General features: G+C 54.6%; 16 protein-coding genes. 6 read left to right on the top strand and 10 right to left on the bottom strand.

The genetic code is table 11. The features are described from left to right. Position 1: 1 nt before the first annotated feature. Entirely contained in the window at positions 2-2287 is a 2286-nt protein-coding gene (gene nrdA / locus OGX81_RS10550) for a class 1a ribonucleoside-diphosphate reductase subunit alpha (protein ID WP_104868417.1), read from the bottom strand. A gap of 673 nt (positions 2288-2960) precedes the next feature. Continuing rightward, positions 2961-3689 (bottom strand): bifunctional 2-polyprenyl-6-hydroxyphenol methylase/3-demethylubiquinol 3-O-methyltransferase UbiG, encoded by a 729-nt coding sequence (gene ubiG, locus OGX81_RS10545; protein ID WP_012131523.1) that lies wholly within the window; start codon positions 3687-3689, stop codon positions 2961-2963. A gap of 159 nt (positions 3690-3848) precedes the next feature. Between ubiG and gyrA the strand changes: the two genes are divergently transcribed. Next, positions 3849-6485: a DNA topoisomerase (ATP-hydrolyzing) subunit A gene (gyrA, locus tag OGX81_RS10540; protein WP_012131524.1), complete on the top strand. Its 2637-nt coding sequence runs from the start codon at positions 3849-3851 to the stop codon at positions 6483-6485. A 108-nt stretch (positions 6486-6593) separates the two neighbouring features. On the opposite strand, the gene OGX81_RS10535 is transcribed toward gyrA, so the two are convergent. From OGX81_RS10535 to atoS, 6 genes are all read right to left on the bottom strand, one after another. Further along, positions 6594-7778 (bottom strand): acetyl-CoA C-acetyltransferase, encoded by a 1185-nt coding sequence (locus OGX81_RS10535; protein WP_012131525.1) that lies wholly within the window; start codon positions 7776-7778, stop codon positions 6594-6596. A 30-nt stretch (positions 7779-7808) separates the two neighbouring features. Then, on the bottom strand, positions 7809-9131 hold the full coding sequence (locus OGX81_RS10530; protein WP_012131527.1) for a TIGR00366 family protein: 1323 nt from the start codon (positions 9129-9131) through the stop codon (positions 7809-7811). Continuing rightward, a complete protein-coding gene (locus OGX81_RS10525) occupies positions 9128-9778 on the bottom strand; it encodes a 3-oxoacid CoA-transferase subunit B (protein WP_012131528.1) in 651 nt (216 codons plus the stop codon). Before OGX81_RS10525 ends, OGX81_RS10530 begins: the two co-directional genes overlap by 4 nt. Next, positions 9778-10440 carry an acetate CoA-transferase subunit alpha gene (atoD, locus tag OGX81_RS10520; protein ID WP_104868419.1) on the bottom strand — a complete coding sequence of 221 codons (663 nt, stop codon included), beginning with the start codon at positions 10438-10440 and terminating at the stop codon, positions 9778-9780. The genes OGX81_RS10525 and atoD overlap by 1 nt, the downstream gene beginning before the upstream one ends. A gap of 197 nt (positions 10441-10637) precedes the next feature. Then, on the bottom strand, positions 10638-12023 hold the full coding sequence (gene atoC / locus OGX81_RS10515; protein ID WP_012131530.1) for an acetoacetate metabolism transcriptional regulator AtoC: 1386 nt from the start codon (positions 12021-12023) through the stop codon (positions 10638-10640). After that, positions 12020-13846 (bottom strand): two-component system sensor histidine kinase AtoS, encoded by a 1827-nt coding sequence (gene atoS / locus OGX81_RS10510; RefSeq protein WP_104868420.1) that lies wholly within the window; start codon positions 13844-13846, stop codon positions 12020-12022. The genes atoC and atoS overlap by 4 nt, the downstream gene beginning before the upstream one ends. A gap of 168 nt (positions 13847-14014) precedes the next feature. Between atoS and rcsC the strand changes: the two genes are divergently transcribed. After that, positions 14015-16861, top strand: coding sequence for a two-component system sensor histidine kinase RcsC (rcsC, locus tag OGX81_RS10505; RefSeq protein ID WP_104868421.1), 2847 nt, complete (start codon positions 14015-14017; stop codon positions 16859-16861). A gap of 93 nt (positions 16862-16954) precedes the next feature. Here the strand turns inward: rcsC and rcsB are convergent, their stop codons facing one another. Next, positions 16955-17605, bottom strand: a complete 651-nt coding sequence (rcsB, locus tag OGX81_RS10500; protein ID WP_001061917.1) for a response regulator transcription factor RcsB — start codon at positions 17603-17605, stop codon at positions 16955-16957. Between the two features lie 16 nt (positions 17606-17621). Further along, a complete protein-coding gene (gene rcsD, locus OGX81_RS10495; RefSeq protein ID WP_071260253.1) occupies positions 17622-20291 on the bottom strand; it encodes a phosphotransferase RcsD in 2670 nt (889 codons plus the stop codon). A 740-nt stretch (positions 20292-21031) separates the two neighbouring features. On the opposite strand from rcsD, the gene OGX81_RS10490 reads away from it, so the two are divergent. The 4 genes from OGX81_RS10490 to alkB all read left to right on the top strand — a co-directional run bounded on the left by OGX81_RS10490 (position 21032) and on the right by alkB (position 25124). Further along, on the top strand, positions 21032-22159 hold the full coding sequence (locus tag OGX81_RS10490) for a porin OmpC (RefSeq protein WP_012131537.1): 1128 nt from the start codon (positions 21032-21034) through the stop codon (positions 22157-22159). 115 nt (positions 22160-22274) lie between these two features. Then, positions 22275-23330, top strand: a complete 1056-nt coding sequence (apbE, locus tag OGX81_RS10485; protein ID WP_104868422.1) for an FAD:protein FMN transferase ApbE — start codon at positions 22275-22277, stop codon at positions 23328-23330. A 79-nt stretch (positions 23331-23409) separates the two neighbouring features. Beyond that, complete coding sequence (ada, locus tag OGX81_RS10480; RefSeq protein WP_104868423.1) at positions 23410-24474, top strand: bifunctional DNA-binding transcriptional regulator/O6-methylguanine-DNA methyltransferase Ada; 1065 nt, start codon at positions 23410-23412, stop codon at positions 24472-24474. Continuing rightward, a complete protein-coding gene (gene alkB / locus OGX81_RS10475; protein ID WP_104868424.1) occupies positions 24474-25124 on the top strand; it encodes a DNA oxidative demethylase AlkB in 651 nt (216 codons plus the stop codon). Before ada ends, alkB begins: the two co-directional genes overlap by 1 nt. Positions 25125-25190 lie beyond the last annotated feature (66 nt).

Raw genomic sequence — 25190 nt, 5'->3', positions numbered from 1 at the left:
CTTAGATCTTACATGCGCCGCTTTCGCAGCCATCGTCCTGAATAGACGGCACCAGATCGTCCTGCGCATCTTCCGCACCGTCACGGGTGTTGTGATAGTACAGGGTTTTCACGCCAAATTTATAGGCGGTGAGCAGATCTTTCAGCAATTGCTGCATCGGTACTTTACCCGACGGGAAGCGCGTCGGATCGTAGTTGGTGTTGGCTGAAATCGCCTGGTCGATGAATTTCTGCATGATACCGACCAGTTGCAGGTAGCCGTCGTTGCTCGGCATTTCCCACAGCAGCTCATAGCGGTCTTTCAGCCCTTCGTAATCCGGCACCACTTGGCGCAGTACGCCATCTTTCGACGCTTTGATGCTGACATGGCCGCGCGGCGGTTCAATACCGTTAGTGGCGTTGGAGATCTGCGAAGAGGTCTCAGACGGCATCAGGGCGGAAAGCGTGGAGTTACGCAGACCGTGCGTTTTGATGGACTCACGAAGCGCTTCCCAGTTGTAGTGCAGCGGTTCGTTGGCGATCGCATCCAGATCTTTTTTGTAGGTGTCGATCGGCAGAATGCCCTGAGCGTAAGTGGTTTCATTAAACCACGGGCATGCGCCTTGCTCTTTCGCCAGCTCGTTAGAGGCCTTCAGCAGATAGAACTGAATGGCTTCAAACGTTTTGTGCGTCAGGTTGTTCGCGCTGCCGTCAGAGTAACGCACGCCGTGTTTCGCCAGATAGTAAGCGTAGTTAATCACGCCGATACCCAGCGTACGGCGACCCATTGCGCCGCGTTTAGCCGCCGGAATAGGGTAATCCTGGTAATCCAGCAGCGCATCCAGCGCGCGTACCGCCAGCACCGCCAGCTCTTCCAGCTCATCCAGGCTGTTAATTGCGCCCAGGTTGAAGGCGGAAAGCGTACACAGCGCGATTTCACCGTTTTCGTCGTTAACGTCCATCAGCGGCTTGGTCGGCAGGGCGATTTCCAGGCACAGGTTGGACTGGCGCACCGGCGCAACCTGCGCATCAAACGGGCTGTGGGTGTTGCAGTGATCCACGTTCTGAATGTAGATACGGCCAGTTGATGCGCGTTCCTGCATCATCAGCGAGAACAGATCCACGGCTTTCACGCGCTGCTTACGAATGCTGTCGTCTTTTTCGTATTTGGTGTACAGACGCTCGAACTCGTCCTGATCGGCGAAGAAAGCGTCGTACAGACCCGGAACGTCGGACGGGCTGAACAGGGTGATGTCTTCACCTTTCAGCAGGCGGGTGTACATCAGCTTGTTGATCTGTACGCCGTAGTCCATGTGACGCACGCGGTTGCCTTCCACGCCTCGGTTGTTCTTCAGTACCAGCAGGCTTTCCACTTCCAGATGCCACATCGGGTAGAACAGCGTCGCCGCACCGCCGCGCACGCCGCCCTGAGAGCAGGATTTCACCGCCGTCTGGAAGTGTTTGTAGAACGGAATACAGCCGGTGTGGAATGCTTCGCCGCCGCGAATCGGGCTGCCCAGCGCGCGAATACGACCGGCGTTGATGCCGATACCGGCACGCTGAGAAACATATTTCACGATCGCGCTGGAGGTGGCGTTAATGGAGTCCAGGCTGTCGCCGCACTCGATCAGCACGCAGGAGCTGAACTGACGAGTCGGGGTGCGCACGCCGGACATGATTGGCGTCGGCAGAGAAATTTTGAATGTAGAAACCGCATCGTAGAAACGTTTCACGTAGTCGAGACGGGTTTCACGCGGATAGTTAGAGAACAGGCAAGCGGCAACCAGAATATAAAGGAACTGCGCGCTTTCATAAATCTCGCCGGTTACACGGTTCTGTACCAGGTATTTACCTTCCAGCTGCTTAACGGCAGCGTAGGAGAAGGTCATATCACGGTCGTGTACGATGAACGAATCCATCTGCTTGAACTCTTCTTCCGTGTAGTCTTCCAGCAGATGATTGTCGTATTTACCCAGCTCAACCATTTTCACCACATGATCGTAAAGCGCTGGCGGTTCGAACTCGCCGTAAGCCTTTTTACGCAGGTGGAAAATCGCCAGGCGCGCGGCCAGGTACTGATAATCCGGCGCATCGCGGGAGATCAGGTCGGCAGCGGCCTTAATGATGGTCTCATGGATATCGGACGTCTTGATACCGTCGTAGAACTGGATATGAGAACGCAGTTCAACCTGGGAGATGGATACGTTATTCAGTCCTTCTGCCGCCCAATCCAGAACTCGATGGATTTTGTCGAGATTGATGCGTTCAGTACGACCATCACGCTTTGTCACCAGCAGACTCTGATTCATGTGGGTTTTACCTGTCCGTGAAAGAAAAAATATCCCCCGTTTATCCACAATGCCACGTTGTGACTAAGTCTGTGGATAAATACTATATATAGGGGGTAACTGATAAATGAAACGCTATATGGTGAGTATTCTAGTAGGGATTCTTTTCAGTACAAGAGTTGATTTTGAGGTTAAATTGAGGTTGCAAAAGGGTGATAATCGCTAAGTGCGCGTCTTATAAGGCCTGGAGGGCATGTCAATAATTCATAAAAAAAAATGAAAATTTGATCGAGTGCTGATTTCTTCATCTAAGGCAGGAAAAGTTCCTATGATCTGGCGCAAAAATTGCCCTGACGATCCTACTCAGGATTGGTAGGCGATGCGTAGGCCCGGCAAGCGTAGCGCCCCGGGCAAAATTGCCGGATGGCGGCGTAAACGCCTTATCCGGCCTACGATGGTTTGTAGGCCCGGCAAGCGCAGCGCCCCGGGCAAAAATTGCCGGATGGCGGCGTAAACATCTTACCCGGCCTGTGATGGTTTGTAGGCCCGGCAAGCGCAGCGCCCCGGGCAAATTGCCGGATAGCGGCATAAACGCCTTACCCGGCCTGTGATGGTTTGTAGGCCCGGCAAGCGCAGCGCCCCGGGCAAATTGCCGGATGGCGGCATAAACGCCTTATCCGGCCTACAGACGCAGTTAGTCAACTTGTGCGGTAGTGTGAACCATATAGTTAACATCAACGCCCGGCCCGAGCTTGAAGGTGTTGGTAATCGGGTTGTAGTGCAGCCCGGTCATGTGACGCTCTTTCAACACGGTCTGATCGACCCAGTTCAGCAACTCCGCAGGTTTAATAAATTTTTTCACATCGTGCGTGCCTTTCGGCACCATGCGTAAAATATACTCCGCTCCTACCACCGCCATCAGCCACGACTTGCCGTTGCGATTAAGAGTCGAGAAAAAGACTTCACCGCCCGGTTTAACTAATTGCGCACAGGCCCTGACGACCGATTGCGGGTCCGGTACGTGCTCCAGCATCTCCATACAGGTCACGACGTCGTACTGGTGCGCATGTTTCGCCGCGTGCTCTTCAACCGTCTCCTGCACGTAATCAACCTGAATACCGCTTTCCAGCGCGTGCAGTTTCGCGACCTGCAAAGGCTCAAAGCCCATATCCAGCCCCGTTACCGTCGCACCTTCACGCGCCATGCTCTCAGCCAGAATGCCGCCGCCGCAGCCAACGTCGAGCACCTTTTTGCCGAACAGACCGCCGGAACGCTCGGCAATGTAGCCCAGGCGTAGCGGGTTAATGCGGTGCAGAGGCTTAAATTCACCCTCAAGATCCCACCAGCGTGACGCGACAGCTTCAAATTTGGCGATTTCTTCGTGATCAACGTTATGCGTCACCGGGGGTTTTTCGGCATTCATTGGCGCTTTTACTCCTTATTTGGCAAGTCGCCTGAGTATATCAGCACGACGGGATGAATAAAGCCTCCGTAGAAGACCATTCCATTTACCTGTCTCATTGCGATTGTGTTATAATTTGCGACCTTTGAATCCGGGATACAGTAGAGGGATAGCGGTTAGATGAGCGACCTTGCGAGAGAAATTACACCGGTCAACATTGAGGAAGAGCTGAAGAGCTCTTATCTGGATTATGCGATGTCGGTCATTGTTGGCCGTGCGCTGCCGGATGTCCGAGATGGCCTGAAGCCGGTACACCGTCGCGTACTATACGCCATGAACGTATTGGGCAATGACTGGAATAAAGCCTATAAAAAATCTGCCCGTGTTGTTGGTGACGTAATCGGTAAATACCATCCTCATGGTGATTCCGCGGTGTACGACACTATCGTCCGTATGGCGCAGCCTTTCTCGCTGCGTTACATGCTGGTGGATGGTCAGGGCAACTTTGGTTCTATCGACGGCGACTCTGCCGCGGCAATGCGTTATACGGAAATCCGTCTGGCGAAGATTGCCCATGAACTGATGGCCGATCTCGAAAAAGAGACGGTGGATTTCGTTGACAACTATGACGGCACGGAAAAAATTCCTGACGTCATGCCGACCAAAATTCCTAACCTGCTGGTAAACGGCTCGTCCGGTATCGCGGTAGGTATGGCCACCAACATCCCGCCGCACAACCTGAAGGAAGTGATCAACGGTTGCCTGGCGTATATCGATGATGAAGACATCAGCATTGAAGGGCTGATGGAATACATTCCTGGCCCGGACTTCCCGACCGCCGCGATCATCAACGGTCGTCGCGGTATTGAAGAAGCCTATCGTACCGGTCGCGGGAAAGTGTACATTCGCGCTCGCGCGGAAGTGGAAGCTGACGCGAAAACTGGCCGCGAAACCATCATCGTTCATGAAATTCCGTACCAGGTGAACAAAGCGCGCCTGATCGAGAAAATCGCTGAACTGGTGAAAGACAAACGCGTTGAAGGCATCAGCGCGCTGCGCGACGAGTCTGATAAAGACGGAATGCGCATCGTGATTGAAGTGAAACGCGATGCCGTCGGGGAAGTGGTGCTTAACAACCTTTATTCCCAGACCCAGTTGCAGGTTTCTTTCGGTATCAACATGGTTGCGCTGCACCACGGCCAGCCGAAGATCATGAACCTGAAAGAGATCATTTCCGCGTTCGTGCGTCACCGCCGCGAAGTGGTGACGCGCCGTACTATTTTCGAACTGCGTAAAGCCCGCGATCGCGCGCATATCCTTGAAGCGCTGGCGATTGCGCTGGCGAACATCGATCCGATCATCGAGATGATCCGCCGTGCGCCAACGCCGGCAGAGGCAAAAGCGGCGTTAATCTCCCGTTCATGGGATCTGGGCAACGTGGCGTCTATGCTGGAACGCGCCGGTGATGATGCTGCCCGTCCTGAGTGGCTGGAGCCGGAGTTTGGCGTGCGTGATGGTCAGTATTACCTGACTGAACAACAGGCACAGGCGATTCTGGATCTGCGCTTGCAGAAACTGACCGGCCTGGAGCATGAAAAACTGCTCGACGAGTACAAAGAGCTGCTGGAACAGATCGCAGAACTGCTGCACATTCTGGGCAGCGCCGATCGTCTGATGGAAGTGATTCGCGAAGAGATGGAACTGATCCGCGATCAGTTTGGCGATGAGCGTCGCACTGAAATTACCGCTAACAGCGCCGATATTAATATCGAAGATCTGATCAGCCAGGAAGATGTGGTTGTAACGCTGTCTCACCAGGGTTACGTCAAATATCAGCCGCTGACCGATTACGAAGCGCAACGTCGTGGCGGGAAAGGTAAATCTGCCGCGCGTATAAAAGAAGAAGACTTTATCGACCGTCTGCTGGTGGCTAACACCCACGACACGATCCTCTGCTTCTCCAGCCGTGGCCGTCTGTACTGGATGAAGGTCTATCAGCTGCCGGAAGCGAGCCGTGGCGCGCGTGGCCGTCCGATTGTCAACCTGCTGCCGCTGGAAGCCGACGAACGTATCACCGCCATTCTGCCTGTACGCGAGTACGAAGAGGGCGTTAACGTCTTTATGGCAACCGCCAGCGGTACGGTGAAGAAAACGGCGCTGACCGAGTTCAGCCGTCCGCGTTCCGCCGGTATCATCGCGGTGAACCTGAACGAAGGCGACGAGCTGATCGGCGTGGATCTGACCTCCGGTTCCGACGAAGTCATGCTGTTCTCCGCTGCCGGTAAAGTGGTGCGCTTTAAAGAAGATGCCGTTCGTGCGATGGGTCGTACCGCGACCGGCGTACGTGGCATCAAGCTGGCGGGCGAAGACAGCGTCGTTTCCCTGATTATTCCGCGTGGTGAAGGCGCTATCCTGACCGTGACGCAGAATGGTTACGGTAAACGTACGGCGGAAGGCGAATACCCAACCAAGTCTCGTGGCACGCAGGGCGTTATCTCCATTAAAGTCACCGAGCGTAACGGTTCCGTTGTTGGCGCGGTACAGGTGGATGATGCCGACCAGATCATGATGATCACCGATGCCGGTACGCTGGTTCGTACCCGCGTATCGGAAATCAGCGTCGTTGGCCGTAACACCCAGGGCGTAATCCTCATCCGCACGGCGGAAGATGAAAACGTGGTGGGTCTGCAACGTGTTGCTGAGCCGGTGGATGATGAGGAACTTGACTCCATCGACGGCAGCGTAGCGGAAGGGGACGAGGATATCGCCCCGGAAGCGGAAACCGATGACGACGCAGCGGATGACGCTGACGAGTAATTCGGCGTTGTGAATCGTGTGTGAAAGGAGGCCATTGCGCCTCCTTTTTTTTGCCGGATGGCGGCGTAAACACCTTATCAGGCCGCCACCCGGCAAAGGCGTAAGTCCTTAATTCATCCTTTCCACTATCATCGCAATACCCTGACCGCCGCCGATGCAGAGCGTGGCCAGCCCGAGCGTTTTATCGTGCGCAGAGAGGGCGTGCAGCAGCGTCACCAGAATACGCGCGCCGCTGGCGCCGATGGGGTGTCCCAGGGCGATAGCCCCACCGTTGACGTTCACCTTCTGCGGATCAAAACCGAGCGTCTTACCTACGGCAAGGAACTGTGCGGCAAACGCCTCGTTGGCTTCGATCAGATCGATATCCGAAAGCGTTAAACCGCTCAGTTGCAGCGCCTTCTGCGTGGCAGGAACCGGCCCCATCCCCATTAACGCCGGGGCGACGCCGCCGCTGGCATAGGCTTTGATACGAGCCAGTGGGGTCAGGCCCGCCGCCAGCGCTGCGGATTCTTCCATCACTACCAGCGCTGCCGCGCCGTCATTGATCCCAGAGGCGTTTCCTGCCGTTACCGTACCCGCCTTGTCGAAGGCCGGGCGTAATGCAGCAAGACCTTCCGCCGTTGAATCGGCTTTCGGAAACTCGTCGCGCTCAAACACCACGGTTTTCTTACGGGATGTGACGCTAACCGGCACAATTTCGGCCTGGAATGCGCCGGAATCAATAGCGGCAACGGCTTTGCGCTGTGAGAGTAGCGCCAGCTCATCCTGCATCTCCCGGCTGATGCCGTATTCCCGGGCGACGTTTTCTGCCGTGATCCCCATATGGTAGCCGTGAGTGGCGCAGATCAGACCGTCGCGCAGGATCACATCGGAGAGCTGTCCGTCGCCAAGACGATAGCCCCAGCGGGCTTTGGCATCCAGCAGATACGGTGCCTGGCTCATATTTTCCATACCGCCTGCGACAATCGCCTGTGCCTGTCCGGCCTGAATCGCCTGCGCGGCAAGCGCCACGCTTTTGAGGCCGGAGCCGCATACTTTGTTAACGGTAAAGCCGCAGACCGTCTCTGCGAGGCCGCTTTTGAGCAGTGCCTGACGCGCCGGGTTTTGCCCAAGACCAGCCTGTAGCACATTGCCCATAATCACTTCATCCACCCGTTGCGGGTCGAGCTGCGCGCGTTCAAGCGCCGCTTTAATCACGGTGGCGCCAAGGTCGATGGCGCTGGTAGTTGCCAGTGCGCCGTTAAAACTGCCGATTGCGGTACGCGCCGCGCTGACGATGACACAGTTTTTCATCTTCTGTTCCTTAAAAGTGCGTGGTTGCCGTCAGAAAAAGGTCAAACCGATGACAAAAATGATCCCGGAGAAGAGCAGGGCGGTGATGCAGTAGCCCATAATGTCGCGTACCCCGAGTCCGGCGATTGCCAGGGCGGGCAGCGCCCAGAATGGCTGCGCCATATTCATCCACTGCTCACCGTAGGCGATTGCCATGACTGACTTGCCGAGGTCCGCCCCCAGCGCCTGAGCCGCAGGCATGACGAATGGTCCCTGGATAACCCAGTGGCCGCCGCCTGATGGCACGGCAAAGTTAATCAGCGCAGAGCTGAAAAAGGTCATCACCGGGAAGGTGTCTTTGTTGGCGACGTTGATGAAGAATTCAGTGATAAGGCCACCGAGGCCGGAGTGTTCCATCATCAGTTGGATCCCGGCGTAGAAGGGGAACTGCACCAGAATACCGGCGGTACTGCGCGCTGCGGCGCTGATGGCGCGCATGTAGGCCATTGGCGTTTTGTGCAGCAGCAGACCGGCGATCATAAACATCAGATTGACGGTATTGATGGTGATGTTGAATCCCTTCTCGGCGAAGTAGAGCCCCAGATAAGCAATCCCTAATGCGCCAATGATCAGTGCGAGAATGCGGCTCTCTTCCAGTTTTTCCGACGGTGGCGCGTCAGCCGGCAATTTCTTCTGAAAATCGGCTTCTTCCAGCAGCAGCTTCGGATCGATGCTGACCACGTCGGAGGGTTTTGGCGTCATCATTCGGGTAATAAACGGCATTACCACGATGAGGCCGAGCGTGATGAAAATATTGAACCCGGTGAACAGGGTATCGCTAACCGGAATCAACCCCGCGACGTGTTCTACCGGGTTGCCTGGCGTTGCGGCCAGCAGGGGCATAGAACCAGAGAAGCCGCCGCCCCAGGTGAGAAAACCGATATAGGCGCAGGCGATAAGCAGCGGATAATCGGAACCCGGCACGCGACGGGCCACTTCACGGGCAAACATTGCGCCGACCACCAGACCAAAGCCCCAGTTGATCACGCAGGCGACCGAGCCAAAGAAGGTCACCAGCATGACGCCCTGGGCGGGCGTCTTAGCGGCTGAAGCGGCGGTACGCAGCAGGCTTTTAACCGGACCGGAACTGGCCAGGGCGTGGCCCGTCACGATAATCAGCGCCATTTGCATACCGAAAGCCAGCAGGTTCCAGAAGCCGTCGCCCCAGAACCTCACCATACTGACCGGCGTTTGCGGCGTCAGCCAGAGAGCGATCCCGAACGTCAGCAGGGTTAACAGCATTGCGAAGATCAGCGGATCAGGAAGCCAGCGGCTGACGACCCGCGTCATAAAGCGTGAAATACGCCCAATCATGCGTCACCTCTCTGAATGACCAGATCGGCCGCAACCTCAAAGTGCGCTTCAGTTTTTGCCCGCAGGGTTTCCAAATCACACCCTTCGGCGATTTCTGTCAGCCACATCTTGCCGTCGATAAAGCGGAATACAGCCAGTTCGGTAACCAGCATATGCACCGCGTGCTGGGCGGTGAGCGGCATGGTGCACTGGCGCAGAATTTTCGCCGAGCCGTCTTTCGCGCAATGTTCCATTGCAATGATCACTTTACGCGCGCCGGTGACCAGATCCATTGCGCCTCCCATGCCGGGGACCATTTTGCCGGGAACCACCCAGTTGGCGAGGTTTGCCTGCTCATCCACCTGTAGCCCGCCGAGTACGCAGGCGTCAACATGGCCCCCGCGAATCAATGCGAACGACATGGCGCTGTCGAACATCGCCGCGCCGGGCAAAATGCCGCAGGGTTGACCGCCAGCGTTCACCAGATCCGGGTGGGCCGTCGTGACCGGCCCCAGTCCCAGAAAGCCGTTCTCAGATTGCAGGGTGATGTGAATGTCATCCGGCAGGTAGTTTGCGACCATCGTCGGCAAACCAATTCCCAGGTTAACCACGTCGCCATCATGCAGCTCTTGCGCCACGCGGCGCGCAATACGTTGTTTAGCATCCATTATTTGCTCTCCTGTGGAATAACGATGTGGTCGATAACGGCGCCAGGGGTGACAATCTGGTCAGGCAGTAGATCGCCTGTTTCAACCAGTTCGTCAGGCTCAACCAGGGTGATGTCTGCGGCGAGAGCAATGAGGGGGTTAAAATTACGGGCACTGAGCTGGTAGGTCAGGTTGCCGAGCGGGTCGGCGCAGTGGGCGCGAATAAGCGCCAGATCTGCACGCAGTGGACGCTCCAGCAGCCAGGTTTTGCCATCGAGCTGAAGCGTTTGCTTTCCCTCTTCAACCACGGTGCCGACGCCAGTCGGGGTCAGAAAACCGCCCAGCCCGGCGCCGCCGCAGCGGATTTGTTCAATCAGGGTGCCTTGCGGAACCAGTTGAACCTCCATCTCTTTGGCAATCATCCGCCGACCCGTTTCCGGGTTGGTGCCGATATGGGAGGCGATGACCTTGCGCACCCGGCCATTCACGATGAGCGGGCCGATGCCGGTATCGACAAATGCGGTATCGTTGGCGATCAACGTCAGGTCCCTGACACCGGATTCAAGTAAGGCTTCAACAAGGCGGGGCGGGGTGCCTACCCCCATAAAACCGCCAACCATGATGGTCATGCCGTCACGAAAGAAGCCTGAGGCGTTCTGTAAGGTAATCAGTTTTGTTTTCATTATGTTTCCCTTTTGCATACTCCATTTTGGGTACGCAAAGGGAATAGCAAGCGGGATGCCAGGATTAATAAACCGAAAAGAGAAGGGTTAACCTGATGAATATAAAAATTAATTTTCACGGAAGGGAGATGAGAGGGTGTGAGGCGCTATGCAGAATTTTGCACAGTGCGCAAAATTCTGCATAGCAACTTCTGGTGTCAGAGGCCTGCCGGATCGATGCCGTACTCCTGCAATTTGTACATCAACGCGCGTCGGCTGATGCCCAGCATTAACGCGGTGCGCGTGCGGTTTCCCTCCTGCTGCTCCAGAACCTCCATAATGATTCGGCGTTCTTCGCGTTTAATCTCTTCTTTCAGGTTCCGTTCACCGGGTTGGGCTGGCTTTATTCCGCTGGCGTGACTCACCGACTGGCGGAACTGGGTAGGGAGGTCTTCGGCAAAAATCACCGCCCCGGTGTTCATCACTACCGCGCGCTCAATCACATTGGATAATTCGCGGATATTACCAGGCCACGGCCAGGCGGTGAGAAGTGACATAGCGGAAGGGTCGATTTCAATAATATCCCGCTGGTTTTCTGAGCTGAATTTCTGCAAAAAGTGGTTGGCCAACAGGGGGATATCTTCCCGCCGCTCACGCAAAGGAGGAAGCGTCAGATGAATCACATTCAGCCGATAAAACAGATCTTCACGGAAGGTGCCTTCTTTCACCATTTCCTGCAAATTCCGGTTGGTGGCGGCGACAATGCGGATATCAACCTGAATGGTTTGATGCCCGCCAATGCGTTCAAACTCCCTCTCCTGGAGGATTCGCAGCAGCTTAGCCTGTAACACCAGTGGCATTTCGCCTATTTCGTCCAGCAGCAGCGTTCCCTGATGAGCGCGCTCAAACAGCCCCTGACGTCGCGTTTGTGCGCCGGTAAACGCCCCTTTTTCGTGGCCGAACAGTTCGCTTTCCAGCAGTGATTCCGGCAGCGCCGCACAGTTAATCTTGATGAAGGGGCCGTTTGCCCGGCGTGAGTTATAGTGAATGGCGCGGGCGATCAACTCTTTTCCAGTGCCGCTTTCGCCGCTAATGAGCACGTTGGCCTGGGAAAGCGCGATTTTCGCGGTATCTTTGCAGATATCCATCATCCCCGGACTGTTGGTCAGAATATGTCCCCATTGCCAGCTGGTACTCAGCGCCTGATGCAGGCTGCGGATCTCCTGCTTCATGGCCTGGAGCTGCAAGGCCCGCTGAATCAATAAGTTCAGTTCATCGAGGTCGAACGGTTTAATCACATAATCAAATGCGCCGCTGCGCAGTGCTTCTACGGCGGTTTCCACTTCAGCGTAGGCTGTCATCAGAATAATGGGAACCCGTGGATGCTGTGCGCGCATCACTTTCAGCGCTTCAATGCCGTTCATCTCCGGCATGCGGATGTCCATCAGCACCACGTCGGGCGGCGCGTCGGCAAAATGTTGCAGCGCTGTCTGACCGTTACTGGCGCACTGGGTTTCATGCCCTTGCAGCGAAAACGCGGTGGCGAGCATACGGCGAACATTATCTTCGTCATCAACGATGAGAATACGGTAGCGAGTTTTCATTCTGACGAGGTTTCCTGCGGGTTAATCGGTAAAATAAGGGTAAAGGTCGCGCCGCATCCGGGCATACTGGTAACGTATATGTCGCCCTGATGCGCATTGATGATGCGCTGACTTAACGCCAGCCCGAGGCCGGTTCCTGACGCTTTGGTGGTGAAGAACGGATCAAAGATTTTTTTCTGCAAAGCGACGTCAATACCGCAGCCATTATCTTCAATGGCGATCGCCAGATGCGTGGTCGTGTAGCGCCAGGTTCGGATACGAATTTCGCCGCGCGCGCCTATCGCCTGCACCGCGTTGATAAGCATGTTCAGGAGCACCTGTTTGAGCAGTTCGCGATCGGCGACGATCGTGGGCAATGCGGCGTTGAATTCCGTGTTGAAGTTGATTCGCGCCTGCACCCCGGAAGTCTGCACCAGGATCAACGCCTCCTCGATCAGCGTATTAATGGATACCTGCTGCCACTGACTTTGTCGCGGTCGGGAGAAGTCCAATAGTTGCTGGATGACTTTATTAATAGAATCAATTTCTTTCAGTACGACGGACAGGTACTCCTGATGGACAGGCAGATTGATTTGCTGGCGAATAATCTGCACATAACCCCGGATGGCGGTGAGCGGGTTGCGCACTTCATGCGCCACGCCTGCCATCAGTTCACCCAGCGTGGCGAGTCTCTCCGTTTGCGCCAGACGGCGCTGCGCCTCTTTACGGGCGGTTAAATCGGAAAACATCACCAGCGCGCCAATCAACTCACCGTCAGCGTTATGAATACGACTGGTGGTGACGCTGAGTTCAATTGTCCGGTCACGCGCGGGGAAGCTGACTTCCTGAGCCAGATGTTCAGTGCCGTTCTCCAGAGTGTCAAGCACAGGGCTGGAGAAATGAGGATCGGCGAACAGCGTTGAGTATGGGCGCCCGGCCAGCTCATGCAGCGTATAACCCGTGATGGTCTCTGCGGCAGGATTCATCGTGGTGACATTACCTTGTCTGTCGATTGCGATAACCCCATCGGCGGCGTTCTCAATAATCAGATCGTTCAGCGTCTTAGTTTCCCGCAGTGTCTGCGCCAGAGCGTTGACGCTGCGGCTGATTTGCCCCAGTTCACCTGGGAGATCGGGTAACTGGGCCGGCGTTTTCTGCGCAAGAGTAGGCAAGCCTTCAGTAATGATATCGATATTGGCGCTCAGGCGGCGTGAGAAGAGAATGATCAGTAACAGGCTGCTGATAAGCCCCGCCGCCAGAACGGCAATAATACGAACATCCATTTTCCAGGCCTGTCGGCGAATATCTTCGGTCAACTCATTCGCCCAGATATAACCAATGACCTCGCCATGCCGCGCTATCGGAATCATTGAGTTGAGGATATCGCCGCGCACCTGCCGGCCTGAAAATACCACCGGGGCGTTGGTACTCATGACCTCCCGGCCAGGATGGTCGGGAGCGATAGTGACCCCGACGTTGTTTTGATACAGTGCCGAAGGAGCGTAGGTGATAATGGCGTCCAGCGCCTTATTGTAATAGCCCGCGCCAATTCCCGGGAACGCGCGGGTGATACGCTCAGTGACCGGTGATAACTGCGCATTCAGCGCGCGGATACGCTCATCGCGCGGCAGATTTTCCTGCTGGTTGAAACTGTCGCCCAGCGCTTCATCGAGCAGATGCACGACAGCCGATAATTTTTTCTCTTTTTCAGATAAGACCGCTGATCGGCCTTCGGTTTCTACGATATAACCAATAGAGAGCGTCGGCACGATGACCATCAGGATAGCCATCAGTATCATTTGATTGCGTAAGCGTCGCGGGTAAAGCCGTCTCAGGTAGCGCATGCTGACATCCGTGTGGTCTTTATCAGGCAAACGCCAATTATCGGGGGTTGAGGCGCAGGTTTCTCAGCGGTATATCATATTCCCGCAAAGAGAGGGCATTGCGACGCCGGGCATTTACCGCTACCTTAACCACACTCTATTTATCGCCTGAGGCGGAGCTTCGCCCCTTTGAAATACCTTGCTTCCTTTCGTACAACCCTGAAAGTTTCGCGCTACCTGTTCAGAGCGTTGGCGTTACTGATCTGGCTGCTGATCGCTTTTGCTTCGGTGTTTTACATCGTCAATGCGCTGCATCAGAGAGAGTCTGAAATCCGTCAGGAATTCAATCTCAGTTCCGACCAGGCGCAGCGCTATATTCAGCGCACGTCTGACGTAATGAAAGAACTTAAATACATTGCCGAGAATCGCTTAACGGCGGAAAACGGCGTGATGTCCAGCCGGGCGCGCGACGATAAAACCGTGGTGCCCAATTTTGAGCCGCTGTTTGCCGACTCCGACTGTGCGGCGATGGGGAATGCCTGGCGCGGGTCGCTGGAGTCGCTGGCCTGGTTTATGCGCTACTGGCGCGACAATTTTTCTGCGGCCTACGATCTGAATCGTGTTTTCCTGATTGGCAGCGACAATCTCTGTATGGCGAATTTCGGCCTGCGCGATATGCCGGTCGAACGTGATAATGCGCTGAAAACGCTGCATGAGCGCATTGTTAAGTACCGCAATGCCCCGCAGGAAGAGAGCGGGAATAACCTTTTCTGGATTAGCCAGGGGCCGCGCCCCGGCATCGGCTATTTTTATGCCCTGACGCCGGTTTATCTGGCCAACCGCTTGCAGGCGCTGCTGGGCGTCGAGCAGTCCATTCGGATGGAGAACTTTTTCACGCCGGGAAGTTTGCCTATGGGGGTGACGATCCTCGATGAAAATGGTCATCCGCTGATTTCGCTGACCGGGCCGGAAAGCAACATCAGGCCGGAACCCCGCTGGATGCAGGAGCGCTCCTGGTTTGGCTACACGCCAGGGTTCCGTGAGCTGGTTCTGAAGAAAAGTCTGCCGCCATCGTCGCTCAGCATTGTCTACTCCGTACCGGTCGACCTGGTGCTGGAGCATATTCGAATGCTGATTCTGAATGCCATTCTGCTGAATGTGCTGGTGGGCGCCGCCTTGTTCACGCTGGCGCGCATGTATGAACGGCGTATCTTTATTCCGGCGGAAAGCGATGCTCAGCGGCTGGAAGAGCATGAGCAGTTTAACCGGAAAATCGTCGCTTCCGCGCCGGTGGGGATCTGCATCCTGCGCACCATTGACGGGGTCAATATTCTCAGTAATGAACTGGCGCATACCTACCTCAATATGCTCACCCATGAGGACCGGCAAAGGCTGACGCAAATTATCTGTGGTCAGCAGGTTAACTTCGTCGATGTGTTGACCAGCAACAATACCAATCTGCAAATCAGCTTTGTCCATTCGCGCTATCGTAATGAAAACGTGGCGATTTGCGTGCTGGTGGATGTGAGCGCGCGCGTCAAAATGGAAGAGTCGTTGCAGGAGATGGCGCAGGCGGCGGAGCAGGCGAGCCAGTCCAAATCAATGTTCCTCGCGACCGTGAGCCACGAGCTGCGCACGCCGCTGTACGGGATTATCGGTAACCTCGATCTGCTGCAAACCAAAGCGCTGCCGAAGGGGGTCGACAGGCTGGTTACGGCGATGAACAACTCCTCCAGCCTGCTGCTGAAAATCATCAGCGATATTCTCGACTTCTCAAAAATCGAATCCGAGCAGTTGAAGATTGAACCGCGTGAGTTCTCGCCGCGTGAGGTGATGAACCATATTACGGCCAACTATTTACCGCTGGTGGTGAGAAAACAGCTTGGCCTGTACTGCTTTATTGAACCGGATGTACCGGTTGCGCTGAACGGCGACCCGATGCGTCTGCAACAGGTGATTTCTAACCTGCTGAGTAACGCCATCAAATTTACCGATACCGGTTGTATTGTGCTGCATGTGCAGTGTGATGGCGATTATCTCAGTATTCAGGTACGCGATACCGGCGTGGGGATTCCGGCGAAAGAGGTTGTGCGTTTGTTCGATCCTTTCTTCCAGGTGGGAACCGGCGTGCAGCGTAATTTCCAGGGAACCGGCCTGGGGCTGGCGATTTGTGAAAAACTGATCAGCATGATGGATGGGGATATCTCCGTCGATTCAGAGCCCGGGATGGGCAGCCAGTTTACGTTACGCATTCCACTTTATGGCGCGCAGTACCCGCAGAAAAAAGGCGTCGAAGGGCTGGCTCAAACGCGTTGCTGGCTGGCGGTACGCAACGCGTCGCTGTGTCATTTTATTGAGTCCAGCCTGGCGCGAAGCGGTGTCGATGTGCTTCGTTACGAAGGGCAAAAACCGGCGCCGGAAGATATTCTGATTACGGACGATGTGCTGGAGCTGGCATGGCAGGGGCGTGCGGCGGTTGTTTTCAGTCGCCGCCATATTGGTATTCCGCAGGAAAGAGCGCCGGGCGAGTGGGTACACAGCGTGGCGTCGCCGCATGAATTGCCTGCGCTGCTGGCGCGGATTTACAGTATTGAGCTTGATAACGACGCGCTTGCAACGGCACTGCCTGCGCTGGATAAAACCGACGCGACGAATGACGACATGATGATCCTCGTGGTGGACGATCATCCGATCAACCGTCGTTTGCTGGCCGATCAGTTGGGATCGCTGGGGTATCAATGCAAGACCGCGAATGACGGCGTCGATGCGTTGAACGTGCTGAGTAAAAACCATATTGATATCGTGCTGAGCGACGTCAACATGCCGAATATGGACGGCTACCGCCTGACGCAGCGCATTCGCCAGCTAGGGTTGACGCTGCCGGTGGTCGGCGTCACGGCTAACGCGCTGGCGGAAGAGAAACAGCGTTGTCTGGAGTCCGGTATGGATAGCTGCCTGTCCAAGCCGGTGACGTTAGATGTGCTTAAGCAGACGCTGGCGGTGTATGCGGAGCGGGTGAGAAAGACGCGGGCATAAAAAAGGCCGGATGGCGGTTTCGCCTTCTCCGGCCTACTGCGGTCATCAACGTCGGCCTGATAAGCGCAACGCCATCAGGCACCTGACGTTTGATCAGTCTTTGTCCGCCGGGCTCAGCGTGACGGAAGAGAGGTAATTCAGCAGCGCGATATCGTTTTCGACGCCCAGCTTCATCATCGCCGATTTTTTCTGGCTACTGATGGTCTTAATGCTGCGGTTCAGTTTCTTGGCGATTTCCGTCACCAGGAAACCTTCTGCGAACAGACGCAGGACTTCACTCTCTTTCGGGGACAGACGTTTGTCGCCATAACCGCCCGCGCTGATTTTCTCCAGCAGGCGGGAGACGCTTTCCGGGGTAAACTTCTTGCCCTTTTGCAGCGCGGCCAGCGCTTTAGGCAAGTCAGTCGGCGCGCCTTGTTTCAGCACAATCCCCTCAATGTCGAGATCCAGCACCGCGCTCAGAATTGCCGGGTTGTTGTTCATCGTCAGAACGATGATCGACAGGCTCGGGAAATGACGTTTAATGTATTTGATGAGGGTAATCCCGTCACCGTATTTATCTCCCGGCATGGAGAGGTCGGTAATCAACACATGCGCATCTAATTTAGGCAGGTTGTTGATCAGTGCTGTGGAATCTTCAAACTCGCCGACAACATTCACCCACTCGATTTGTTCAAGTGATTTGCGAATACCGAACAGTACAATCGGATGGTCATCGGCAATAATTACGTTCATATTGTTCATGTATTGGGCTACCTTGCTACAGCAAGCTCTTGACGTAGCTGTCAATGTCGCTGATGTATTTTTCTATACCTGGAGCATCTTTCTCACGAATAAGATGTTCCAGCGTTTCACATAACTGCTTGCCGGGTACCAGATTAAGCATAGCAAACACGCCTTTCAGGCGGTGGGCTGTCTGCGCCAGCGCAGCGAAGTCACTGGTCGCTGCCTCAGTATACAACCTCTTAACATCATCCGGTACTGTGTCTACAAAGAGCGCGTAATAACCGCTGGCATGAAGTTCGGCGTTTTCATCTCCGCCGAGGGGCGACTCTGGAATCTCTTCCTGCGCCAGTTGCTCTTCTATCAGTTGTAGTACAGCTTCCTGCATAGCGTTGCTCATATTAAAGTTGACGCGCAGTTGGCCAGGACCCATTTTCCGCACGCCTGACTCATCATCGCTTAAAAGCAAGCCGGAGGCAGTAAGATTAGACGGATTATCAGTTAAAAAGAGATCATATTCTTGACTTATTTGCCGATCATCCGGCGTGATGCAGGTGGCTCCCCAGTTTTCCAGTTGACGCAACACAATATTGCGCACGTCATTAGAGGTGACGTCAACCATTACGCAAACGTCATCCAGCAAGCGCTCTTCATCATTTACATGTTGGTCATGCGGGGTCATTTTAACATGTACGGTATAGCGCGTCCCCAGCGCATCGCGTGCTTTAATATTCAGATGCCCGCCGAGCTTACGCGCCAGCTGATCGCACAACCAGAAGGTTAACGGATTCGCTTTCCCGTAGCGGTCGCTTTGCGTTTCATTGATATACGGGAAATGGAGATTGTCGATCTCATTGAGCGTCACGCCTTCGCCAGTATCCAGAATGCGGAAGGTCAGGCGTTCTTCAGCCGACTCATCCTGATCGACTTCCAGCGTGATTTTCCCAATCTGCGTGGTTGTGACCGCGTACTGGATCAGCAACAGCAGAATGCGGCGCAGGGCGTCACGGTCGCCACGGCGTTCATCGTTGGCGCTAAGGTGGTTTTTGATCAGCAGTTGCAGACCCTTGCGCTTAATCGCAGGCAGAACGTCCGGCACCACTTCGTCAATCAGATCCTGAATGGAGAACAGCGTCGGCTCACTTTTCCAGGTATCATTCTCCAGAATATTCGCCAGCTGAATTTCATCTATCATACGCACCAGAACATCCGCCTGGTTCGCCAGCTTCTGGCTTTCCGGCGTGTCTGCGGCAGCGGCGTTGATCGCCAGTATCCGCACGGGTTCTTTCAGGGCATTGCCAATATTTTGCATAAACGCGGCGCGGCCCTGCTGGTTTTTCTCATACAGACGCTGCGCCTGCCTGAGCTTCTTGTTCACCAGCACTTCCCGGTCCTGATCGCGAATAATAAAGATCTGCGTGCGAGGGGCGACCTGGCTGCGGAACAGGCGAATTTCATACAGCTCGTTATTGATCGTCGCCTGAATGATGCCCTGATGCTGCTCCGCCATGCTGGTGATGTTTTGCAGATTTAAATGCGGCAGCAAATGGTCGGCGATTTTATTGCTGATGACGGTGCGATTGGCCTCCTGGTCATGCACCAGCAGCCCCAGCGGCAGCAGGGAGACGATCTCTTCATTAATCGCGCGCAGAATACGCAGTTCATTATTTGCGGTATTGCTTGTCGCCACTTCCGTTGAACGGCCAGGCTGGTGGCGGAAGGTGGTGTAGCCAAACAGCGCCAGCGCAAGCAGGCCGATATTCAACAGTAACGGCAGCAGGATATTTTGCAGCGTATCAAGCAATAGCGTGCCGAAAGGAACCTGCCAGACCAGCCGCATATCGGTTGAGTTCAGCGCGGAAGAAATCTCAATTTTGGCGCTGTTGAAGCTGATGCTGACGCTGTCTGGAGACTCTTTCTCCGTATTACGTACCGTCGTGGTTGAGGAGTCGGGTTCCAGGCGGAAGCTGTCCAGCGGCATTCCCGGCGGGATCAGGTCGTTGATCGGCAAATCGAACGCCACAACCGTTGCCAGATGCCCCGGCTGATTAAAAGTGGTGCGCAGCGTAAAGTAATGGCCGTTTTGCCACGCCAGACGACGTAACGAAGAGAAGCTTTCGCGTTCATCCAGCGCATTCGCCTGTTGCAGCATCTCCGCCCGACGGGAATCGACAATATTGCCAATCGCAGACTCTTTAAAGCCGGAGGAGAGATCCTTGAGCGGCAGGGTGGAGATGAGAATCAGGCTGTTGTCCTGCCCGTTCAGATAATACATCGACCAGGGCACGTTCTCCGCGCCCCACAGCGTATCAAGATAGGTGGAAATCCGCTGGGTCATTTCCAGCGTTGAGCTGTCATGCGAGCCAAAAATAAGCGCTTCGGTCTTACGGCGCGGTTTTTCAAGGTAGTAGACGTCTTGTTTCAGACGCGTTTCCTGCAAGCCCTCGCTCGTGGATGGGCTAGCCGTTGCGGCAATGTTGTCATAGATTTGCCAGGTCACGTAGCGCCAGGTGTCTACGCGCTTATGAATAGCATGGGTGATATCGACAATCTGATAGCTCTTGTCTTTCAGCCAGGCGTTGACCGCGCTTTGCACCATCACGCCCATCGTTACAAGTAACACAATGATCAGTAATAAGAAGAAACGGGTAATGCTTCCCGGCAGAAGGGAGAATCGGGTAGAAACCGTTGTATCAGACTGACTCATTCGTGTTTATGACCTGTTAAAACAACTCTAAAGAGGAAAGGGCAGTATAAAGGGTACTGTGTGAATTTCCATACTCTCGCTCATCAGACACGCTGCATTTTTCCTCCCGCGCCGCGAAGGCGTTTCCCTAAGCAAAACGTGTACAGCGTTGGCGCAGATGTATAAATATAAACACAATGAAATAAAATTTAGCACTAAATAACAAGAAATTATTTGTTGGCATGACTGGTGATTATCACGATGGGGGTAGTAAACCGTTGTGATTATTTAAATTCGGTAGCACAAGAAGATAAAAGTTGTGTAAAGAAGGGTAAAAAAAAACCGAATGCGAGGCATCCGGTTGAAATAGGGGTAAACAGACATTCAGAAATGAATGACGGTAATAAATAAAGTTAATGATGATAGCGCTGACTATTTTAGTTGCGAGTGAAGATTTTGTTTTATCATTCAGTGCTATGATTTTCATGAATATAATGCATTGAATTATAATGAAAAATAAATATGTTTTGATGATTCGTGCTTATTTGCCCCATTTTTTGCTTTTAAAAAAGTTCCATGCCATTAATAATTTGAAACACCTATGGCGATAAATGAAACATTTTAAAGATTTTAGTATCATATCCGTGTTGGATTATTCTGCATTTTTGCGGAGAATGAAATTGCCGACTGGTTAAGAGGGTTAATCAGTATGCAGTGGCAATAAAAAAGCAAATAAAGGCATATAACAGAGGGTTAATAACATGAAAGTTAAAGTACTGTCCCTCCTGGTACCGGCTCTGCTGGTAGCAGGCGCAGCAAATGCGGCTGAAGTTTATAACAAAGACGGCAACAAATTGGACCTGTTCGGTAAAGTCGACGGTCTGCACTATTTCTCTGATGACGATGGCAACGACGGCGATCAGACCTATATGCGTCTCGGCTTCAAAGGCGAAACCCAGGTTAACGATCAGATCACCGGCTACGGTCAGTGGGAATATCAGATTCAGGGTAACGACGCTGAAACCACTAACAACTCCTGGACCCGTGTGGCGTTTGCTGGTGTGAAATTTGGCGATGCAGGTTCCTTCGACTACGGTCGTAACTACGGCGTAATCTACGATGTAACGGCCTGGACCGACGTTCTGCCGGAATTCGGCGGCGACACCTACGGCGCGGATAACTTCATGCAGCAGCGTGCTAACGGCCTGGCAACCTACCGTAATACTGACTTCTTCGGTCTGGTTGAAGGTCTGAATTTTGCGTTGCAGTATCAGGGTAAAAACGGCAGCGCCAGCGGTGAAAACGACGTTGCGGATGGTCGTAGCCTGCTGAAACAGAACGGCGACGGCTTCGGCGGATCTCTGACCTATGATATCGGCGAAGGCTTCAGCGTTGGTGGTGCAATCACCTCTTCCAAACGTACTGCTGACCAGAATTCGGCTGGCGTATACGGCAGCGGCGATCGTGCGACCGTTTATACCGGTGGTCTGAAATACGACGCTAACAACGTTTACCTGGCAGCGCAGTACTCTCAGACTTACAACGCAACCCGCTTTGGTTCTTCCCAGAACAGCCGTAGCGACTCTTATGGCTTCGCTGATAAAGCGCAAAACTTCGAAGTGGTTGCACAGTACCAGTTCGACTTCGGTCTGCGTCCGTCCGTGGCTTACCTGCAATCTAAAGGTAAGGATATCTCCAACGGCACCACCAACTACGGCGATCAGGATATCCTGAAATACGTTGATGTTGGCGCGACCTACTACTTCAACAAAAACATGTCTACCTACGTTGATTACAAAATCAACCTGCTGGATGACAACACCTTTACCCGTAATGCGGGTATCAGCACTGACGACATCGTTGCTCTGGGCCTGGTTTACCAGTTCTGATTGCGGACAATGTCAACTAAAGGGCCTGCGGGCCCTTTTTTAATGCGTTTTTTACGGCGTACAAATAGCGATTTTTGGTGTACTCTTGCGCGCGTTCGCATGAGGATAATCACGTATGGAAATGACCTTTTGTCGGGCAGCGCTGCTGGCCACGACGATCTTTTTTGTGGGGTGCGATGATGCCCCAAAACCGGCTGATACAGCGTCACCTGCTGCAACCGTACTGGAAGGGAAAACGATGGGCACCTTCTGGCGGGTCAGCGTGGTGGATGTGGACGCCAGCCGTGCTGAGGAATTACGTAACAGAATTCAGACGCAGCTTGATGCCGACGATCAGCTGTTGTCCACGTACAAAAATGACTCGGCGCTGATGCGCTTCAACCATTCGCAAAGTCTTTCTCCCTGGCCAGTTAGCGAAGCAATGGCCGATATCATTACCTCGGCGCTGCGCATTGGCGCGAAAACCGATGGCGCGATGGATATTACCGTGGGGCCGCTGGTGAATCTGTGGGGGTTCGGCCCGGAGCAACAGCCGCTACATGTTCCCACACAGCCGCAGATTGACAGCGCAAAAGCAAAGACCGGGCTGCAACATCTGCGGGTCATCAATCAGGCGCGACAGCAATATCTGCAAAAAGATCTGCCGGATCTGTTCGTCGATCTCTCAACCGTGGGGGAAGGGTATGCGGCCGATCATCTGGCGCGCTTGATGGAACAGGAAGGCATTGCCCGCTATCTGGTCTCCGTCGGCGGCGCCCTGAACAGTCGCGGCATGAGTGCGCAGGGGCAACCCTGGCGTGTGGCGATCCAAAAACCGACCGATCAAGAAAACGCGGTGCAGGCAATTGTCGATATTAACGGGCATGGCATCAGCACCTCCGGCAGCTACCGTAACTATTACGAACTGGACGGGAAGCGCCTGTCTCACGTCATTGATCCGCAGACCGGGCGTCCCATAGAACACAATCTGGTCTCCGTGACGGTTATCGCCCCGACGGCGCTGGAAGCGGACGGCTGGGATACCGGGTTGATGGTGCTCGGCACGGAAAAGGCCAAAGAGGTGGTGCGCCGGGAAGGGCTGGCGGTGTACATGATCATGAAAGAGGGCGAGGGGTTTAAAACCTGGATGTCGCCGCAGTTCAAAAGCTTCCTCGTGAGTGATAAAAATTAAAAAGCAAGATTTCGGGTTTTCGTGCGCTGACTTACGGACACACTGAGACTAAGCACTATGCTTAATGAAGGAGTCCATGATGAAAAATCTCTCACGCATAAATGACGATGCCCGCTGGCAATCGGTGCTGGATCGCGATCCTGACGCCGATGGTCAGTTTGTTTTTGCGGTACAGACCACCGGCATCTTTTGCCGACCGTCCTGTCGGGCAAAACACGCGTTGCGGCAAAACGTTCGTTTCTTTGCCAGTGCGGAGCAGGCGCTGGCCGCAGGATTCCGCCCCTGCAAACGCTGCCAGCCAGACAAAGACAACGCCCGACAGCATCAGCTGGATAAAATCACGCACGCCTGTCGTTTACTGGAACAGGATGCCCCCATCACACTGGACGCCCTGGCGCAGCAGGTGGCAATGAGCCCATTTCATCTGCACCGGTTGTTCAAAGCCACGACGGGAATGACGCCAAAAGCCTGGCAGCAATCCTGGCGCGCCCGCCGTCTGCGCGATGCGCTGGCGAAAGGAGAGACGGTAACGCAGGCGATCCTGAACGCCGGTTTTCCCGACAGCGGCAGTTACTATCGCAAAGCGGATGAGACGCTCGGCATGACGGCGAAGCAGTTTCGTAAGGGCGGCGATAATCTCCCCGTTCGCTATGCCCTCGCGGATTGTGCGCTGGGACGCTGCCTGGTTGCGGAGAGCGAGCGGGGAATCTGCGCGATTTTGCTGGGCGATGATGATGCCTGGCTTATCGCCAGCCTGCATGAACTGTTTCCCGCCGCGCAGGATGAACCCGCTGATCGCCCTTTCCAGCAGCGCGTGCGCCAGGTTATTGCCAGTATTAATGCACGCGATATACCGCTGTCACTGCCGTTAGATATTCAGGGCACCGCGTTCCAGCAGCAGGTCTGGCAGGCGCTGCGCGCGATTCCCTGTGGGGAAACCGTCAGCTATCAGCAGATCGCCAGCGCAATCGGCAAGCCGAAGGCGGTTCGTGCCGTTGCCAGCGCCTGCGGGGCAAATAAACTGGCGATTGTGATCCCGTGCCATCGAGTGGTGCGCGGCGACGGCGCGCTATCGGGTTATCGTTGGGGCGTGGCGCGCAAGGCGCAGCTTCTGCAACGAGAGGCGCGACATGAGGATAAATGATGCTGGACTTATTTGCGGATGCTGAACCCTGGCAAGAGCCGCTGGCGTCCGGCGCGGTTATCTTGCGCCGTTTCGCCTTTCGCGAGGCGCCATCGCTGATTGAGGCCATCGCGGCGGTCGCCGCGCAGTCGCCATTTCGCCAGATGGTGACGCCCGGCGGCTATACCATGTCGGTGGCGATGACAAATTGCGGTCAGCTCGGCTGGACGACGGATCAACACGGATATCTCTATTCTCCCGTCGATCCGTTAACCGGGCGGCGTTGGCAGCCGCTGCCTGAGGTCTTTACCAGCCTGTGCCATCGCGCGGCGATCGCGGCGGGCTATGCTGATTTTCAGCCGGATGCCTGTCTTATCAATCGCTATGCGCCCGGCTCAAAGTTGTCGTTGCATCAGGATAAAGACGAACCGGATCTGCGCGCGCCGATTGTGTCGGTTTCTTTGGGCCTTCCGGCCATTTTTCAGTTTGGCGGCCTGCGTCGTAACGATCCGTTAAAACGCCTTTTGCTGGAGCACGGCGATGTGGTGGTCTGGGGCGGTGAATCGCGGCTGTTTTACCACAGCATACAACCGCTTAAAGCGGGCTTTCATCCGCTGACGGCGGACTGTCGTTACAACCTGACGTTTCGCCAGGCGGGTAAAAAAGAATAAAAATAAGAATTATTATTGCTGTCGGCGTTGAGATGTTTAAACTGCGGGCTGTTATTCCTTGCCCGG

The sequence above is a fragment of the Citrobacter sp. CK206 genome (assembly GCF_030333125.1).
Classification (GTDB): domain Bacteria; phylum Pseudomonadota; class Gammaproteobacteria; order Enterobacterales; family Enterobacteriaceae; genus Citrobacter_B; species Citrobacter_B koseri.
This window is presented reverse-complemented; position numbering and strand designations above follow the sequence as displayed.